Raw genomic sequence first — 16123 nt, 5'->3', positions numbered from 1 at the left:
CGCGCGAGCCTTCAATCCACTAAGCGCTGCACAAAATTTAGGCATCTTTCCTGTGACAGCGCTACCATCCCCGCCGCCCCTGCGGCCGATTTCGGTCGGTCCCGTTACGGTCGACACGCCGGTTGTCCTGGCGCCGATGACGGGCGTCAGCGACATGCCGTTCCGCATGGCGGTGCGGCGCTACGGCTCCGGCCTCAATGTCACGGAAATGATCGCCAGCGAAGCAGCCATTCGCGAAACGCGGCAGTCGATCCAGAAGGCGATGTGGGCGCCGCTGGAAGATCCCGTGTCCATGCAACTCGTCGGATGCGACCCCGTATCGATGGCGGAGGCCGCCAGGCTGGCAGCCGACCGGGGCGCGGCGATCATCGACATCAATTTCGGCTGCCCCGTGCGCAAGGTCGTGGGCCAGTTCGCCGGGAGCGCGCTGATGCGCGAGGTACCGCTGGCGATCAAGCTGATGGAAGCCTGCGTCGAGGCGGTGGACGTGCCGGTGACGGTCAAGATGCGGATGGGCTGGGATCACGCCAGCCTCAACGCGCCGGAGCTTGCGCGCATCGCGGAAGACATCGGGGTCCGCATGGTCACCGTCCACGGGCGCACGCGCAACCAGATGTACAAGGGCGAGGCGGACTGGGCCTTCGTCCGCAAGGTCCGAGATGCGGTGACCATTCCGGTCATCGTCAACGGCGATATCTGCTCCGTCGCCGACGCCGCGAAGGCGCTCGATCAATCGGGCGCCGACGGCCTGATGATCGGACGCGGCGCCTATGGCCGTCCGTGGCTGCTTTCGCAGGTGATGCAATGGTGGCGAACCGGGGAGGCGCAGGCGGACCCCTCGATCGACGAACAGTACGCGGTGCTGATGCGCCACTACCGCGAAATGCTGGATCATTACGGCGCGGACACCGGGGTCAAGATGGCGCGCAAGCACCTGGGTTGGTACACCAAGGGCCTGCACGGTTCGGCGGAGTTCCGCAACAAGGCCAATTTCATCGATGACGCGGGCCAGGTGCTCGGGGAGATCGAGCGATTCTACACGCCCTTCCTGGTGCGGAAGGCTGCGTGACGGCGCCTGGCGCGCCGGGGCCGCGCGAGCAGATCGCCGGCCTATCTTTCGCGGTGCTGCTGATCGATCCCGACCTCACGATCGTTGAGGCCAATCCCGCGAGCGAGAACATGTTGGGTCGCAGCGCGCCGCGACTTGTGAGCACCGCACTGCTTGAGGTGTTCGCTTTCGAGGATTCCCGCATCGCGGAACGGATTCGCGACCAGTTGGCGCCGCTGGTGGCACGCGACGTTGCGGTTCGTGTCGGTGCGGCCCCGCGGCGCGTGAACCTGACTCTCTCGCCCGTTCCATCCCATCCGGGATGGCGCGTTCTCACCCTGTCGGAGGCGCCGCAAGACATGGTCGAGCCGGGCAATGGCACGGCGCAACTCAGCGCACCTGCCGTGCTGGCGCACGAGATCAAGAATCCGCTGGCAGCGATCCGTGGGGCGGGGCAACTGGTAGCCCGCAAGCTCAAGCCCGCGGACCGTTTGCTCGCTGACCTGATTACCGGCGAGGTGGATCGCATCGCGTCGTTGATCGACCGAATGCAGCGCATCGGCGCGCGCACCAGCGAGCCGAACGCCCCGTTCAACTTGCACGAAGCTGTCCTGAGCGCGCTGGCCGCGGTTCGGGGCGGGGACATGGCCGGGGTCGAACTTGTCGAAGCATTCGATCCCTCGTTGCCCACCGTCATGGGCAATCGCGCCGGGCTGGAACAGATCGTCATCAACCTGGTGGCGAACGCCCGCGATGCGGTCGAACAGCAGCAAGGCGCCCGGGTTACCGTCCGCACCCGATACGCGAGCGGCCTCAGCGTCAACGCCGCAGGCCCCGGGCGACCGGTGCGCCTGCCGATCGAGCTGACAGTCAGCGACAACGGCCCGGGTATCGACGCCGATCTGCGCGATCATGTGTTCGAACCCTTCGTCAGCAGCCGTGCGGGGGGGCAGGGGCTCGGTCTTGCACTGGTGCGCCGGTTGGTGCGCGACATGGGTGGCCGCGTGGCGCACGAGCGCGACGAAAGCGCCGGTCTCACGCACTTTCGCGTCCACCTGCCGCTGGCGGAAGGGGCGTGAACCGATGAAGGGGGCGATCCTCCTGGTGGAAGACGACGCCGCAATCGCGACGGTCGTCAGAGCTGCGCTCGAAGATGAGGGCTTTGCGGTCGATTGCAGCGACTCCATCGCCGGTCGCGACCGCCTGCTCAGGACCCGCGTCTACGCCGCCATGCTGACGGATGTGGTACTGGCGGATGGCGACGGCATCGCCAGCCTGTCGGCCGTCCAGGCCGCGCATCCCCACCTGCCGATCATCGTGCTGTCGGCACAGAACACACTCGACACCGCCATTCGTGCGGCCGATATCTCGGCGTTCGAATACTTTCCCAAGCCCTTCGACCTCGAAGAACTGGTCCGTGCGGTCGTGCAGGCCGTCGGGGCGCGGAACGTGGCGGCCGATCCGCAGGGCGAGGGCACGCATGGGGCATTGCCGCTGGTCGGGCGGAGCCATGCGATGCAAGGCGTTTACCGCATGATCGCCCGGGTCCTGCGTAACGACCTGACGGTGCTGATCCTGGGCGAATCCGGGACCGGCAAGGAACTCGTGGCCGAAGCGATCCACCAGTTCGGTCACCGGAAGACGGGGCCATTTGTCGCCGTCAACGCCGCCGCGATCCCGCACGATCTGATCGAAAGCGAACTGTTCGGGCACGAAAGGGGCGCGTTCACCGGGGCCCACGCGCAGGCCATCGGCAAGTTCGAGCAGGCCAACGGCGGCACGCTGTTTCTCGACGAGATCGGCGATATGCCAGCGGCCGCGCAGACGCGGCTGCTGCGTACGTTGCAGTCCGGTCGCATCCGGCGCGTCGGCGGCCGGCACGAGATTGCGGTGGACGTACGGATCCTTGCCGCGACCAACCGCGATCTCGCCCCGATGATCGCCGCGGGCACTTTTCGCGAAGACCTGTTTTATCGCCTGAACGTCGTGCCCATCGAGCTGCCCCCGCTGCGAGAGCGCGTCGACGACATTGCGGCGCTCACCCACCATTTTCTTGAGCAGGCAGCTGCCGACGGCCTGCCGCGGCGGCGGATCGACGATGCGGCAATCCGCGCGCTTGAGCAGCGCCCCTGGCGTGGCAATGTCCGCGAGCTTCGCAACGCGGCGTACCGCCTGGCGCTCATGGCACGCAAGGATGCGATCGACGCCGATACCGTGCACGCCGTGCTTGGCCGGCCGGAACCCGCAGGCACCGCGCCCGAGGCGAGTTTCGCGCAAGCAGTGGAAGCGTGGCTCCGCGCCGCCGCGCCGCCCGACGGGACGCTCTATGGTGCCGCCACCGCGGCGCTCGAACGCCCGTTGTTCAGCCGCGTGCTGGAGCGGACGGGCGGCAATCAGGTGCAGGCGGCGCGCATGCTCGGCATCAACCGCAACACCTTGCGCAAGCGGCTCACGGAACTCGGGATCGATCCGGATGGCGCCGCGGCGCGCCGATGAAAGCGGAACGGTTCGCCGAATACCCCTTGCATATCTGCAACAGTCCAGTTGTAATCGCGCAACGATGACCGCCGCGCTTTCACCGGATTTGCACCAGCCGCCGGCGCGCCGCAGCCCGCGATGGTGGCGCAGGTTCCTGGTCGTCAGCCGCCGCGCGAACTTCTACCTGATCCTGGAGGTTATCGCGGCGGTCGCCGTCATCGCTATGATCTGGATAACCTGGTACACCTTTACCAGCGCGCCGCCCAATGGCCAGCTGCTGCCATCCCAGAAGGTCGCGGGCCTGCTTATCGCCACGCTCATCCCGGCGATGGCGCTGCTGGTGCTGGCGGGCCGGCGCTTCGCCTTGCGCCGCGCAGCGGGGAGCACCGCGCGCCTGCACGTCCGCCTGGTATTCTTCTTCTCGCTGATCGCCGCCATCCCGACGCTGCTGGTGGCCGGGTTTGCGGCCTTCCTGTTCCAGTCCGGCGTCGATTTCTGGTTTTCCGACAATTCGCGCGGGCTGATGCAGAACGCCAACTCGCTCGCTCGCGGGTATTATGAACAGAACCAGGTGCAGGTGGCCAATCAGACGGTCGCGATGGCCAGCGACATGGCCTATTACCTGCAGAGCTTCGAACTGACCGATCCCGATCTTGCCGACGTCTATTTCCTCCAGGTCAAGCAGCGGGAAATCAACGAATCCGCCGTGCTCCAGCGGCTCGATGACGGGTCGATCCGGACCGCCGCCATCTTCAACCTGAACGAAGACAATGAACCCGGCACTTTCGCCGCCGTCGCCGTGCCCCGGCTCCTGGCCGGCGAGGCCATGGTGGTCAGCGCCAATCCGCAACGGATCGAGGCGCTGGCGCCCATCGATCTCAAGAGCGGTATCTTCCTCTACAATGCGCGGAATTCGGAAGCGCTCGGGTTCAGTCAATGGGCAAGCGCCCAATCTGTCGTCATGGCGTATGACGTGCTGACGAAGCGGGCACGTGCGCTGCAACTGCGCTTCAACCTTGCGCTGTTCTTTGTCAGCCTGGCGCTCGTCGGACTGGCGGTATGGTTCGCGCTTCGCTTCGCCGACCGCCAGGTGGAGCCGCTCACCGAACTCGTGTCCGCCGCGCGCAAGGTGGGCGGGGGGGACTTTGCCATGCGGGTTGAAGGCCGAACCGGGCCTGACGAAATCGGCATGCTCAACCGCGCGTTCAATCGCATGGCCGGCCAGATAGAACAGCAGACGGCCGCACTTCTCGGTGCAAACCGCCAGCTCGAGGAACGACGTGCCTTTATCGAAGCGGTGATCGGCTCGATCACGGCCGGCATCGTGACGGTGGACCAGCAGGGCCGGATCCTGCTGATGAACAGCGCCGCGCAGGAACTGTTGCTGGGCGCCACCGGCCCCGTGCCCCCCGCCGCGCTGCTATCCGACCTCGCGCCACAGTTCGCGGCGATCGCCGACGCGCGCCAGTCGTCGGGCACGGTTAACTGGAGCAAGGGCGGGGAGCTTCTGACCCTGGCGGTGAAGGTGGGCGAAGCACCCGAAGGCCGGGTGATCACCTTCGAGGACATTACCCGCCAGATCCTCGACCAGCGCCAGGCGGCCTGGTCGGACGTGGCCCGCCGCATCGCGCACGAAATCAAGAACCCGCTCACGCCCATCCAGCTTGCCACGGAACGGCTGAAGCGACGCTATCGCAAGCAGATCGAGACCGACGGTGAACTGTTCGACGAGCTGACCAACACGATCGTCCGCCAGGTTGGCGACCTGCGCAAGATGGTCGACGAGTTTTCCAGCTTTGCCCGTCTGCCCAAGCCTGTGTTCCGCCCCGAGGACGCGCACGACCTCGTGAAGCAGGCGCTGTTCCTCCAGGAGGTCGCCCATCCGGAGATCGATTTTCGTCTGGTTTCCGGCGCTCCGGGGCCGATCACGATCGCGTGCGACCGCCACCAGCTGGGCCAGGCGATGACCAACGTGCTCAAGAACGCGGTGGAGGCGATCGAGGCCCGGGCGCGAGGGGCGGAGCCCGACTATCGCGGCCGCATCGCCGTGCAACTGACGCCGACCGCCGAAATGCTGGCGATCGCGGTGGAGGACAACGGCATCGGCCTGCCACAGGATCGCGAACGGATCGTCGAACCATACATGACGACACGCGAGAAAGGCACCGGGCTCGGCCTCGCGATCGTCAACAAGATCGTCGAGGAACACGGCGGCGACATGACGTTCGCGGGCGCGGAAGGGGGCGGGGGCACCCGTGTCACCTTGCGCTTTGCGCGCGACCCCCTGGCGGCAGCGTCCGCGATTCCGGAATGAGGTTGAGGCAAGACTGATGGCGCTCGATATCCTGATCGTCGACGACGAACGCGACATCCGCGAACTCGTGGCCGGCGTGCTGAGCGACGAAGGCTACGAATGCCGCACAGCGGGCGACAGTGCCGCCGCGCTCGCCGCGGTCGACGTCCGGCGGCCCAGCCTCGTCCTGCTCGACGTGTGGCTCCATGGCAGCCCGATGGACGGGCTGGAGGTGCTCGACGAGATCAAGAAGCGCGAACCCGAACTGCCGGTGATCATATTTTCCGGGCACGGAAATATCGACACGGCCGTCTCCGCCGTCGGGCGGGGAGCGATGGATTTCATCGAGAAGCCGTTCGAGGCCGGCAAGCTGCTCCTGCTGGTTCAGCGGGCGACCGAGACCGAACGCCTGCGCCGGGAGAACGTCCGGCTGCGCGAAGGATTCGCCCGGGGCGAGGAATTCACCGGCAACTCCGGCGCCATCAACGCCGTGCGCGCCACCTTGAAGCGCGTGGCCAATACCGGCAGCCGCGTGATGATCAGCGGGCCGGGCGGGTCAGGCAAGGAAGTGGCCGCCCGCCTGCTCCATTCGTGGAGCGCCCGGGCCGACGGGGCCTTCGTCATCGTCAATTCCGCCCGGATCACCCCGGAACGGTTCGAACAGGAACTGTTCGGCGAGGAATCCGACGGCAAGCTGGTGCGGCCCGGCCTCCTCGAACTTGCGGATGGCGGCACGCTCTATCTCGATGAAGTGGCTGACATGCCGCTGAGCACCCAGGCCCGCATCCTCCGCGTGCTGACGGAGCAGAGCTTCGTGCGCGTGGGCGGCAGTCGGCAGATCGCGGTGGATGTGCGGGTCGTCTCGTCCACCTCCCGCGACCTGGGGCGGGAGATCGAGGAAAAGGCTTTCCGCGAGGACCTGTTCTATCGTCTGAATGTCGTGCCCGTCACCATCCCTTCGCTTGCCGAGCGGCGCGACGACATACCGGCGCTCGCCGATCACTTCTTTGCCCGTTATGCCGCGGAACAGGGCATCTCCCCGCCCGACCTGTCGGAAGAAGCACTGGCCGCGCTGCAGGCTTACGATTGGCCCGGAAACGTACGCCAGCTTCGCAATGTCGTCGAACGGACGATCATCCTGACGCCGCGCGAACGCCTGTCGGTGATCGAGGCCGACATGCTCCCCAGCGAAGTGACCGGGGGGCGCCTGGGCGGGGGCGGGGGCATTTCGGCGATGATGGGCGTGCCGCTGCGTGAAGCCCGCGAGAGTTTCGAACGCGAATACCTCTCCATCCAGATCCGGCGGTTTTCCGGCAACATCTCCAAGACTGCGAGCTTCATCGGCATGGAGCGCTCCGCGCTGCATCGTAAGCTCAAGCTGTTGGGCATGGGCGACCGGCGCGACGACGAATAGTTCAACGCTCGCGGAACGCAGGTGCAGCAAAAGCATTTGCGAAACAGGTGGGCGCTCAATATTCGGTCGCGACAACCGGCGCGGGGCTCCTGGACCACGCGCCAGATCGCGGACCGTGCCTTGTTGAGAAATGCGGCCGCCGACAAGACGGAGACCGTTCACGTGTCCACGACCCGAACCCTGTCCGCGCGCCCGATCCCGCCGAAGGAGCCCGACGTGCCCGCGACTTCCGGCGGCAAGCAGCAAAGCTTGCAGGATGCGTTCCTGAACATGCTGCGCAAGAACAAGACCCCTGTGACGATGTTCCTTGTGAAGGGCGTGAAGCTGCAGGGCATTGTCACCTGGTTCGATAACTTCTCGATTCTGTTGCGCCGCGACGGCCAGTCTCAACTGGTGTACAAGCATGCGGTCTCCACGATCATGCCGGGAAATCCGATGGATGCCGGACAGTTCGCGAGCCAGGGGTCCAACGCCAAGCAGCGCCTGCTCCAGGACGTATTCCTGAGCCGCGTCCGCGAGGCGGAAGTTCAGGTGACCATGTTCCTGGTAAACGGCGTGATGCTCCAGGGCACGATCGCCGCGTACGACCTGTTCTGCATGCTGCTGGAGCGGGACGGGTACGTTCAGCTTGCCTACAAGCACGCGGTGTCCACTATTCAGCCGGCGACGGCCGTGGACCTGAGCGATGAATTCGAAGGCGACAGCGACTGAGCTTCGACGACAACCTGATGGGCGAGGTGTCCCGCGGTGCGCGGGCCGTTGTCGTATGCCCCGACGTGCGCGGCCGCCATCACGACCTGGAGCCTGAGGCCCGGCTCGAGGAAGCGTGCGGACTTGCGCTGGCGATAGGCATCGTCGTGGCGGATGCGGCGGTGATCCCCGTGCGCCAGGTCAAGCCGGGCACGTTGTTCGGATCGGGCCAGGTGGACAACATCGCAGTCGCTTGCGAACAGCACGAAGCGCAACTTGTCATCGTTGATGGCGCGCTCACGCCCATCCAGCAGCGTAACCTGGAAGACCGGCTCAAACGCAAGGTGATCGACCGCACCGGACTGATCCTGGAGATTTTCGGCGAGCGGGCCGTAACCGCGGAAGGGCGGTTGCAGGTCGAACTGGCGCATCTCGATTATCAACAGAGCCGCCTCGTGCGGTCGTGGACTCACCTTGAACGGCAGCGCGGCGGGTTCGGCTTCCTGGGCGGCCCCGGCGAAACCCAGATCGAAGCCGACAGGCGGATGATACGGCAGCGCATGGGACGCCTGCGCAAGGAGCTGGAAGGGGTGCGCAAGACCCGCGCGCTCCATCGCGACCGCCGCGGTCGTGCGCCATGGCCGGTTATCGCGCTGGTGGGTTATACCAACGCAGGCAAATCCACGCTTTTCAACCGGCTCACCGGCGCCGATGTCATGGCCGAAGATCTGCTGTTCGCGACGCTCGATCCCACAATGCGGGCCATTACTTTGCCGGGGGTGGACAAGGCGATCCTGTCGGACACGGTGGGATTCATTTCCGATCTGCCGACCCAGCTTGTCGCCGCGTTCCGCGCCACCCTGGAAGAAGTCACTGGCGCCGATATAATCGTCCATGTGCGTGACATCGCCAATCCCTCGACCGCCGCCCAGAAAGCGCAGGTGCTGGAGGTGCTCGGCGACTTGGGCGTTGGAGGCGAAGATGTCGAGGGTGAGGGCGAGGGCGCGATCCCGATCCTTGAGGTCTGGAACAAGATCGACCTGCTGCCACCCGATGACGCAAGCGCCGTCGCTGACGCCGCCAGCGCCGACCCGATGACCGTGGCGATATCGGCCGAAACGGGGGAAGGGGTGCAGGCGTTCGTGGAACACGTGGCTGCATTGCTGACCCAGCAGGCGCGGGTGCATGAACTTGTCCTCCCGGCCAGCGCCGGGCGGCGGATCGCATGGCTGCACGCGCACGGAGACGTGATTGAGGAAGCGGAGGCCGGCACCGGACCGGACGGGCCGCTGCGGCGCATCGTCGTCCGGCTCAATCCCAAGGAACTCGGTCAATACGAAAGCCTATAGGCGTTCGGCTGCCTTCACCTGCTGCCAAAGCGTTTCCTGTTCCTCAAGCGACCGCGAGGCGAAATCACCCCCGGCCGCCTGTTCCATCGCGCGGAAGCGCCGCTCGAATTTCGCGTTCGCGGCGCGGAGCGCTTCTTCGGGCGCCACGCCATAGGCGCGCACCAGGTTGACCGCGGCGAACAGCAGGTCGCCTGCTTCTTCGAAGCGCTCCGCCTCGGATGCCTCTGCAAGCTCGCGCGCTTCCTCCGCCACTTTCGCAGCCGGTCCCTCGGGGTCGGGCCAGTCGAAACCGACGCGAGCGGCGCGCTTCTGAAGCTTTTCCGCGCGCATCAGCGCGGGCAATGCAGCTGCGACCCCGTCGAGTGCGCTGGTCGAGCCGCTGGCGGCGCGTTCGGCGGCTTTCAAATCCTCCCAGTGGCTCGCGTCAGTGATACCGGCCGTTTCGCCGAAGATGTGCGGGTGGCGCGCCTCCATCTTGTCGGCGATGGTTCGTGCGACGTCCTCAAAGGTGAAATAGCCACCTTCGTCGGCGATACGCGCGTGGAAGACGACCTGAAGCAGGAGATCGCCGAGCTCACCGCGCAAATCCTCCATGTCCGCACGCTCGATGGCGTCGGCCACTTCGTATGCTTCCTCGATCGTGTACGGGGCGATCGTCGCGAATGTCTGTGCACGATCCCATTCGCATCCGCGATAGGGGTCGCGCAGTGTCGCCATGATGCGGAGAAGGCGATCGAGCGAGGCGCTCATACGGGGATGATAATATATATTATGTTAAACGGAAGGGTGGGCGCCATGTCGATCACGCGCCGACCATCGAAAACAGCAACGCCACGGCCGTGAATATCCCAGCCCATACGAGCGCCATCTGGACGCCCTTGCGCCAGCCCATGCGAAACGAGGCGACCGCACTCGCGGCAAGGATCAGCCAAGCTCCAAGGCCGATCAACTGAACGACGCCGTGTTCGTTCATACGGTGACCTCCAGGCCGTCGTACCCGACCATGACGTGGTCCGGCACTTCGGCTGACAAAGTGCGGTAATCGAGGCTTTTGTCGAGGTGGGTCAGCACCGCCCGCCGCGCGCCCGACCGCGCGATCAGGTCCAGCGCCATGTCGAGATGCGCATGGGTGGGATGCGGACGGCGGCGAAGGCAATCGACCACCATCAGGTCCGCACCGGCGAAAACCTCCAGCATGCCGGGGACAATTTCACTGAAGTCCGTGGCGTAAACCACGGATTTCCCGTCAGCATCGAAGCGATAACCGGTAGATTGCGCAGGCCCGTGCGGCATCTGGACCTTGCCGATTCCGAAGCCTGCGAAGATGCGCAGTTTTTCCAGCGTGTTGAGTTCCACGATGGTGGGATAGCCGTGCTCCCCGGCGAACACATAGCTGAAGCGGGCCCGCAGCCTGCGGGCAGTCTCGTCTGCCGCGAACCCCGGGAGCGGCCCCGACCGGTCGTACCGCATCACGCGCAGATCATCGATACCGTGGCAATGATCCGCGTGATCGTGAGTCCAGAAAACCCCGTCCACGCGGTCGATCCGGTTGGCGAGGAGCTGCGCGCGCAAGTCGGTGGACGTGTCCACCAGCAACCGCTTGCCCTCGTCGCTTTCGACAATGATCGACACGCGGGTGCGCCGGTTGCGCGGCTCGGCGGGATCGCACTCCCCCCAATCGTTGCCGACGCGCGGCACGCCGGTCGAAGTGCCGCTGCCGAGCATGAGCATCTTCATGCCGCTTTTCCGAATAGCCCGAAGAAGTTGCGGCTCGTTGTTTCGGCAAGTTCTTCAAACGGGATTCCGCGCAGTTCGGCGAGGAACGCGGCGGTGTCGCGCACGAAGGCCGGTTCGCAGGGCCTGCCGCGATGCGGGACCGGAGCGAGGAACGGGCTGTCCGTTTCGACCAGCAGGCGATCGGAGGGCACGTCCCTGGCGACCGCGCGGAGCACCTCGGCATTTCTGAACGTGACGATTCCGGAAATCGATATCGAAAGTCCCAGATCGAGTACCTTCCGCGCAAAATCCGCGGATGCCGTGAAGCAATGGATCAATGCCGGGAAGCGCCCCTTCCCCATCTCTTCGGCAAGGATCCCGGCGGTGTCATCCTCCGCATCGCGGGTGTGAATCACGATCGGCAGACCGCTTTCGCGCGCGACGCCGATGTGCATCCGGAACAGATCGCGCTGCACCGCGCGATCCGACCTGTCATAGTAATAGTCCAGCCCGCTTTCGCCGACGGCGATCACCTTCGGGTGTTCGGTCGCAGCGAGGAGCGCGTCGCGCCCCAGGTCGGCGTGGCCGTCCGCCTCGTGCGGATGAATGCCGACACTCGCCCAGACATCTGCTTCACGCTCGGCCGTGCCGACGACCTTGTGCCATTCGCTCTGACGGGTCGAGATATTGAGCATGCCGCTCACGCCGGCGGAACGTGCTCTTGCCAGCACTGCTGCCTGATCGTCGACAAGACCATCGTATTCGAGATGGCAATGGCTATCGATCAGCCTCACCCGGCGTCCCCTGCCGGCATTTCCAGCCGTGGGAACACGCCGGTGGGTTGCGCCAGACGGAAGCCGTTTTCGACCAGGCGATCGAACCACGTGTTGTCGGTCAGTGCGATGAAATCCCGCTCGGCTTCCGGGATGCCGAGCTGGTCCAGTACGCGATCGGCCGATTGCGGCACGACCGGCCGGATCGCGATGGCGAGGTCGCGCACCGCCCTCAACAATGTCAGCAGCACGATTCCCATGCGCTCAGGATCGGTCTTGCGCAGCGCCCACGGCGCCTGTTCGTCCACGTACTGATTGCAGGCGAAGACGGCGCGCATCCAGGCTTCGATGCCGACCGAAAAGTCCAGCGACTCGAACGCCTGTGGCAATTCGCTGGCACACGCAGCACGAACCTGGGCCAGCAGCGCATCGTCTTCCGCGGCGGGAGAAAACTTGCGAAGTTCGCCGTCCATATTCTTGTAAATCATGGATAATACGCGCTGAGCAAGGTTGCCGAAGCTGTTTGCCAGCTCCGCATTGCAGCGATTGACGATCGCCTCGGCAGAAAATCCGCCGTCGTTTCCGAACACCACTTCGCGCATCAGAAAATAGCGCAATTGATCGACGCCGAACTGCTCGGCAAGGGCCATCGGATCGATCACGTTGCCCAGCGATTTCGACATTTTCTCCCCGCGGTGAAGCAGGAAGCCGTGGCCGAAGATTGCCTTGGGCAAGGGCAGGCCCGCGCTTTTCAGGAAGGCGGGCCAGTAGACGGCGTGGAACCGGACGATATCCTTGCCGATCAGGTGGAGGTCTGCCGGCCAGAACCGGGCGAAGTCTCCATCGCGGTCGGGAAAACCGATCCCGGTGAGATACGTGGTGAGCGCATCGACCCAGACGTACATCACATGTCCGGGGCTGCCGGGAACGGGCACGCCCCAGTCGAAGCTGGTGCGGGAGACGGAAAGGTCGCGCAGATCGTTCCCGCGCAGGAAGGCGAGAACTTCGTTGCGCCGGCTCTCCGGCCGAAGAAAACCGGGTGTTTCGTTGAGCTCGATCAGGAAATCGCGGTAGCGCGACAGGCGGAAGAACCAGCTTTCCTCCACGTTCCATTCCACGGCCGTGCCCTGGGGCGAAAGCTTCTGCCCCCCTTCCCCTTCGACCAGCTCGCTCTCGTCATAGAAGGCTTCGTCCCTGACGGAATACCAGCCTTCGTACCGGTCGAGGTAGAGATCACCGGCATCGTGCATCGCCTGCCACAGGACCTGGCTCGCCGCGTGATGCTGCGCCTCGGTCGTGCGGCGAAAGGCGCTGTATCCGACGTTGAGCCCGTCGCACATCGCGCGGAAGTGGTCCGACATCTCGGTCGCGAAATCGAGCGTTTCGCGCCCCGCGTCGCGAGCGGTGCGATCCATCTTCAGCCCGTGTTCGTCCGTGCCTGTAACCAGGCGGACGTCGTAGCCCTTTGCCGCGCGAAAGCGCGCGATGACGTCGGCCGCGATCGCTTCGTAAGCGTGGCCGATGTGCGGCTTGCCGTTCGGGTAACTTATCGCGGTGGTAAGGTAGTAGGGTTCAGCCATTGCCCCGTTCGCTAGCCGGGGCGACCGAGGCGAGCAACCCGCCGATTTGCATGGCCAGCAAGCCGGGATCGAAATTGTAGATCGGCGCCTGCGCAGCGAGATTCACGAGGTCCGCGTGCGCATCCGCCACCGCGGGGATCGCGCTGCGCGGCGCGCCGGGTGCCATCGAGGCGACGCGCGCACGGGCAAGCTCGATCGTCGCTGCCATGCGGTCGCGGTCCGGGCGCGGGCCGATCGCCGCGGCAAGCTGGCCGCGCAGCGCAAAATCCGCGTCGCCCTCCGCCACGATCTTCTGCATGAGGGTGTCGAGCACCCCGAGCTTCTGGCTCAGGAATCCGAACGCCGCACCGGGGGATCCGCCAGCGGCAGCGACGGCAGCGGCACGGGCGGCAGCATCGGCCTCCGGCGCTTCCTCCATCAGCAACCGGTCGATCGCTTGGTCGGGTATCGGCGCGAAGCGCAGCGTGCGGCAACGCGACCTGATGGTCGGCAACAACCGCGCCGGGCGATGCGCGACAAGCATGAAGAACGTGCCGGCGGGCGGCTCCTCCAGGCTTTTCAGCAGCGCGTTGGACGCGCCCTTTTCCATGTCGTCGGATGGATCGATAATGACCACCCTGCGGCTGCCCAGCGTAGGCCGCGTGGTCAGGCGCTTCTGCATGGCCCGGATCGAATCGACAGGGATGTTGCGCTTGCGTTCGTAGGGCTCGCCAGCCTCACGCTTGCGCTCTTCCTTCTCGTCCCTGGGCGGGTGGGAGAGCACGATCACGTCGGGGTGCATGCCTTCGGGCTGCGGAACGCCCGGCTCGGCGACCATTTCACGCGCGGCGTCACGCGCGAATATGCCTTTTCCCAGTCCGCGCTTGCCCGCCAGCAACCAGGCATGATGCATCCGGCCGCCTGCGATCGCATCGCGCCATTCCGCCCAGGCGGGCTCATGCCCTATCAGTGGCACAGGCGCCGGTCCACTTCGGCGAGGACGCGGGCCAGAACGTCCTCTGCAGGGCCGTTGCCGTCGATCACGGCGAATCCCCGGGGATCGTCCACGGCCATGCGGGCGAAGGCGAATGCCACCGCGGCGTGATAAGCGGCATCCCGCCCCCCGATCGCGTCCGCGGCGCCCTCGTCGCGCCGCTGGATCCGCGCGGCCGCCTCCGCCGGATCGACGGTGATGAGTATCGTTAGATCGGGGCGCAGGCCGCCGCTGCCGATGGCGTGAAGCGCGCGCACGGCATCGTCCCCCACGCCCCCTGCCCCGCCCTGGTAGGCGCGGCTCGAATCGACGAAGCGGTCGCAGATCACCCAGCGCCCTGCCGCCAGCGCCGGTCGGATGCGCTGGGCAACGTGGTCCGCGCGCGCCGCGGCGAACAGCAGGGCCTCGGCCTCCGGCCCCCATCCGGCACCCGGCGGCTCCAGCAACAGTGCGCGAACAGCCTCCGCACCCGGGGTTCCACCCGGCTCGCGCGTCGTGTCGACATCGATGCCGCGCTCGGCCAGCGCATGGGCAAGCAGCCGCGTCTGCGTGGACTTGCCGCTGCCCTCCCCCCCTTCCAGTGCGATGAACCGGCCCCGGATTGTCATATCAGGCCGGCGACGCCGTTGAGGAGCCGGTGGCCGATGTTGGCCTTTTCCACATCCTCGCCAGCGACAAGGGGCACGCGCGACGGCCGCATGCCATCGGCGATGATTTCAAGCTCTGCCACCTGTTCGCCCAATGCGATCGGCGCGCGCAGCGGCCCTTCGTAATGGACGCGAAGGCGCACCGTGCCGGTCTGACCCGCGGGGAGATCGTAGCCAAGGTCGATCGGCGCGATGAGGGGGACCGATCGGCTCGATCCGCCTTGGACTTGCGCGGCGGCGACAACATCGCCCTTGGCGAACAGGGGCTTGCCGGTGAAGGACTGGAATCCCCACTCAAGGAATGCGCGGCTTGCCTGCTTCTGAATACGCGACGTCGGCGCGCCGCCTACGACCATGACGAGGCGCCGGCCATCGCGCTGCGCGCTGCCGAGGAAGCCATATCCGGCCTGGTTGGTGAACCCCGTCTTGATCCCGTCGGCCCCGGGCACCACGCCTGTCACGGGATCGTGGTTGCGCTGTTCGAAGCCGTTGAACTTGAGCGTGCGCTTGCCGAAGTACCGCGCGTAGAGGTCGGGATGGCGGGTGATCATGGCGGAGGCGAGCGTCGCCAGGTCCCGCGCGGTCACGAACGTGCGCCCTTCGTCCATCCATCCGTTAGGCGTGCCGAAATGGCTGTTGTTCATGCCGATCTCGCGCGCCTTCGCGTTCATCATGGCTGTCCATTTCGGCAGGGATCCGGCAATGCCCGCCCCCAATACGGCCGCGCCGTCGTTGGCCGAGACGGTCGTCACGCCGTGGAGCAGGGCATCGACACTGACGCGCTGGTTGTTTTCGAGGAACATCGTCGAACCGACGCCGTGCCAGTCGGTCCACAATTCCGGGCTGACGAGCATGAGCTGTTCGGGCGCCACCCGGCCGCTGTCTATCAGCTCGAACGCCAGGAAGGCGGTCATCACCTTGGTGATCGATGCGGGCATGAACCGCCGGTCCGGTTCCCGGGCGTAGAGCGTCTGGCCAGAAGACAGGTCGACCATCATCGCGATGGGCACTTCGGGCGGCGGCGGGGCGAAAACGGGCGGCTCGGCAGGGTAATCGGCGCTGGCGACCTGCACGGAGCTTGTCAGGGCAATTGCGGCGAACAGGGCACTGGACGAACGAATGATGGAGCGCTCCCGCCGCCGTGCTGGACGGCGGTTCAACC

Annotated in this window: 15 protein-coding genes; 7 read left to right on the top strand and 8 right to left on the bottom strand. The window is 65.9% G+C overall.

Annotated elements, in window-relative coordinates:
* The first annotated feature begins 52 nt into the window (after window positions 1-52).
* From dusB to hflX, 7 genes are all read left to right on the top strand, one after another.
* Window positions 53-1069 (top strand): tRNA dihydrouridine synthase DusB, encoded by a 1017-nt coding sequence (gene dusB / locus GRI40_RS02370; protein ID WP_160609854.1) that lies wholly within the window; start codon window positions 53-55, stop codon window positions 1067-1069.
* Entirely contained in the window at window positions 1066-2127 is a 1062-nt protein-coding gene (locus GRI40_RS02365) for a two-component system sensor histidine kinase NtrB (RefSeq protein ID WP_337190471.1), read from the top strand. Before dusB ends, GRI40_RS02365 begins: the two co-directional genes overlap by 4 nt.
* Window positions 2128-2131: 4 nt before the next feature.
* Window positions 2132-3544: a sigma-54-dependent transcriptional regulator gene (locus GRI40_RS02360; protein ID WP_160609853.1), complete on the top strand. Its 1413-nt coding sequence runs from the start codon at window positions 2132-2134 to the stop codon at window positions 3542-3544.
* 64 nt (window positions 3545-3608) lie between these two features.
* Window positions 3609-5840 (top strand): sensor histidine kinase, encoded by a 2232-nt coding sequence (locus GRI40_RS02355; RefSeq protein ID WP_160609852.1) that lies wholly within the window; start codon window positions 3609-3611, stop codon window positions 5838-5840.
* Window positions 5841-5856: 16 nt separating this feature from the next.
* Complete coding sequence (gene ntrX, locus GRI40_RS02350; RefSeq protein ID WP_160609851.1) at window positions 5857-7233, top strand: nitrogen assimilation response regulator NtrX; 1377 nt, start codon at window positions 5857-5859, stop codon at window positions 7231-7233.
* Between the two features lie 162 nt (window positions 7234-7395).
* Window positions 7396-7944, top strand: a complete 549-nt coding sequence (hfq, locus tag GRI40_RS02345) for an RNA chaperone Hfq (RefSeq protein ID WP_160609850.1) — start codon at window positions 7396-7398, stop codon at window positions 7942-7944.
* Window positions 7945-7961: 17 nt separating this feature from the next.
* Window positions 7962-9272, top strand: a complete 1311-nt coding sequence (gene hflX, locus GRI40_RS02340; protein WP_160609849.1) for a GTPase HflX — start codon at window positions 7962-7964, stop codon at window positions 9270-9272.
* Here the strand turns inward: hflX and mazG are convergent.
* Genes mazG through GRI40_RS02300 form a run of 8 tightly spaced genes read right to left on the bottom strand, consistent with a single transcriptional unit; the run spans window position 9267 to window position 16121 of the window.
* Window positions 9267-10022, bottom strand: a complete 756-nt coding sequence (gene mazG, locus GRI40_RS02335; RefSeq protein ID WP_160609848.1) for a nucleoside triphosphate pyrophosphohydrolase — start codon at window positions 10020-10022, stop codon at window positions 9267-9269. The genes hflX and mazG overlap by 6 nt on opposite strands.
* Window positions 10023-10074: 52 nt before the next feature.
* On the bottom strand, window positions 10075-10245 hold the full coding sequence (locus tag GRI40_RS02330; protein WP_160609847.1) for a hypothetical protein: 171 nt from the start codon (window positions 10243-10245) through the stop codon (window positions 10075-10077).
* Window positions 10242-11009, bottom strand: coding sequence for an MBL fold metallo-hydrolase (locus GRI40_RS02325; protein WP_160609846.1), 768 nt, complete (start codon window positions 11007-11009; stop codon window positions 10242-10244). Before GRI40_RS02325 ends, GRI40_RS02330 begins: the two co-directional genes overlap by 4 nt.
* A complete protein-coding gene (locus GRI40_RS02320) occupies window positions 11006-11782 on the bottom strand; it encodes a TatD family hydrolase (RefSeq protein ID WP_160609845.1) in 777 nt (258 codons plus the stop codon). Before GRI40_RS02320 ends, GRI40_RS02325 begins: the two co-directional genes overlap by 4 nt.
* The gene (gene metG / locus GRI40_RS02315) at window positions 11779-13341 is read right to left on the bottom strand and encodes a methionine--tRNA ligase (RefSeq protein WP_160609844.1); all 1563 of its coding nucleotides are present in this window, start codon (window positions 13339-13341) and stop codon (window positions 11779-11781) included. Before metG ends, GRI40_RS02320 begins: the two co-directional genes overlap by 4 nt.
* The gene (locus GRI40_RS02310; protein WP_160609843.1) at window positions 13334-14296 is read right to left on the bottom strand and encodes a DNA polymerase III subunit delta'; all 963 of its coding nucleotides are present in this window, start codon (window positions 14294-14296) and stop codon (window positions 13334-13336) included. Before GRI40_RS02310 ends, metG begins: the two co-directional genes overlap by 8 nt.
* Window positions 14287-14922 (bottom strand): dTMP kinase, encoded by a 636-nt coding sequence (gene tmk, locus GRI40_RS02305; RefSeq protein ID WP_160609842.1) that lies wholly within the window; start codon window positions 14920-14922, stop codon window positions 14287-14289. The genes GRI40_RS02310 and tmk overlap by 10 nt, the downstream gene beginning before the upstream one ends.
* Window positions 14919-16121 (bottom strand): D-alanyl-D-alanine carboxypeptidase family protein, encoded by a 1203-nt coding sequence (locus GRI40_RS02300; RefSeq protein WP_202390119.1) that lies wholly within the window; start codon window positions 16119-16121, stop codon window positions 14919-14921. The genes tmk and GRI40_RS02300 overlap by 4 nt, the downstream gene beginning before the upstream one ends.
* Between the last annotated feature and the right edge of the window lie 2 nt (window positions 16122-16123).

Origin of the sequence: Tsuneonella aeria, from assembly GCF_009827495.1 — a bacterium.
GTDB classification, from domain to species: Bacteria; Pseudomonadota; Alphaproteobacteria; order Sphingomonadales; family Sphingomonadaceae; genus Tsuneonella; species Tsuneonella aeria.
This window is presented reverse-complemented; position numbering and strand designations above follow the sequence as displayed.

Excerpts from the sequence above, each read along its gene's own strand:
- GRI40_RS02360 (WP_160609853.1), top strand. The coding sequence starts at position 2,132 with ATGAAGGGGGCGATCCTCCTGGTGGAAGACGACGCCGCAATCGCGACG.
- GRI40_RS02355 (WP_160609852.1), top strand. The coding sequence starts at position 3,609 with ATGACCGCCGCGCTTTCACCGGATTTGCACCAGCCGCCGGCGCGCCGC.
- ntrX (WP_160609851.1), top strand. The coding sequence starts at position 5,857 with ATGGCGCTCGATATCCTGATCGTCGACGACGAACGCGACATCCGCGAA.
- hflX (WP_160609849.1), top strand. The coding sequence starts at position 7,962 with ATGGGCGAGGTGTCCCGCGGTGCGCGGGCCGTTGTCGTATGCCCCGAC.
- mazG (WP_160609848.1), bottom strand. The coding sequence starts at position 10,022 with ATGAGCGCCTCGCTCGATCGCCTTCTCCGCATCATGGCGACACTGCGC.
- GRI40_RS02330 (WP_160609847.1), bottom strand. The coding sequence starts at position 10,245 with ATGAACGAACACGGCGTCGTTCAGTTGATCGGCCTTGGAGCTTGGCTG.
- GRI40_RS02325 (WP_160609846.1), bottom strand. The coding sequence starts at position 11,009 with ATGAAGATGCTCATGCTCGGCAGCGGCACTTCGACCGGCGTGCCGCGC.
- metG (WP_160609844.1), bottom strand. The coding sequence starts at position 13,341 with ATGGCTGAACCCTACTACCTTACCACCGCGATAAGTTACCCGAACGGC.
- tmk (WP_160609842.1), bottom strand. The coding sequence starts at position 14,922 with ATGACAATCCGGGGCCGGTTCATCGCACTGGAAGGGGGGGAGGGCAGC.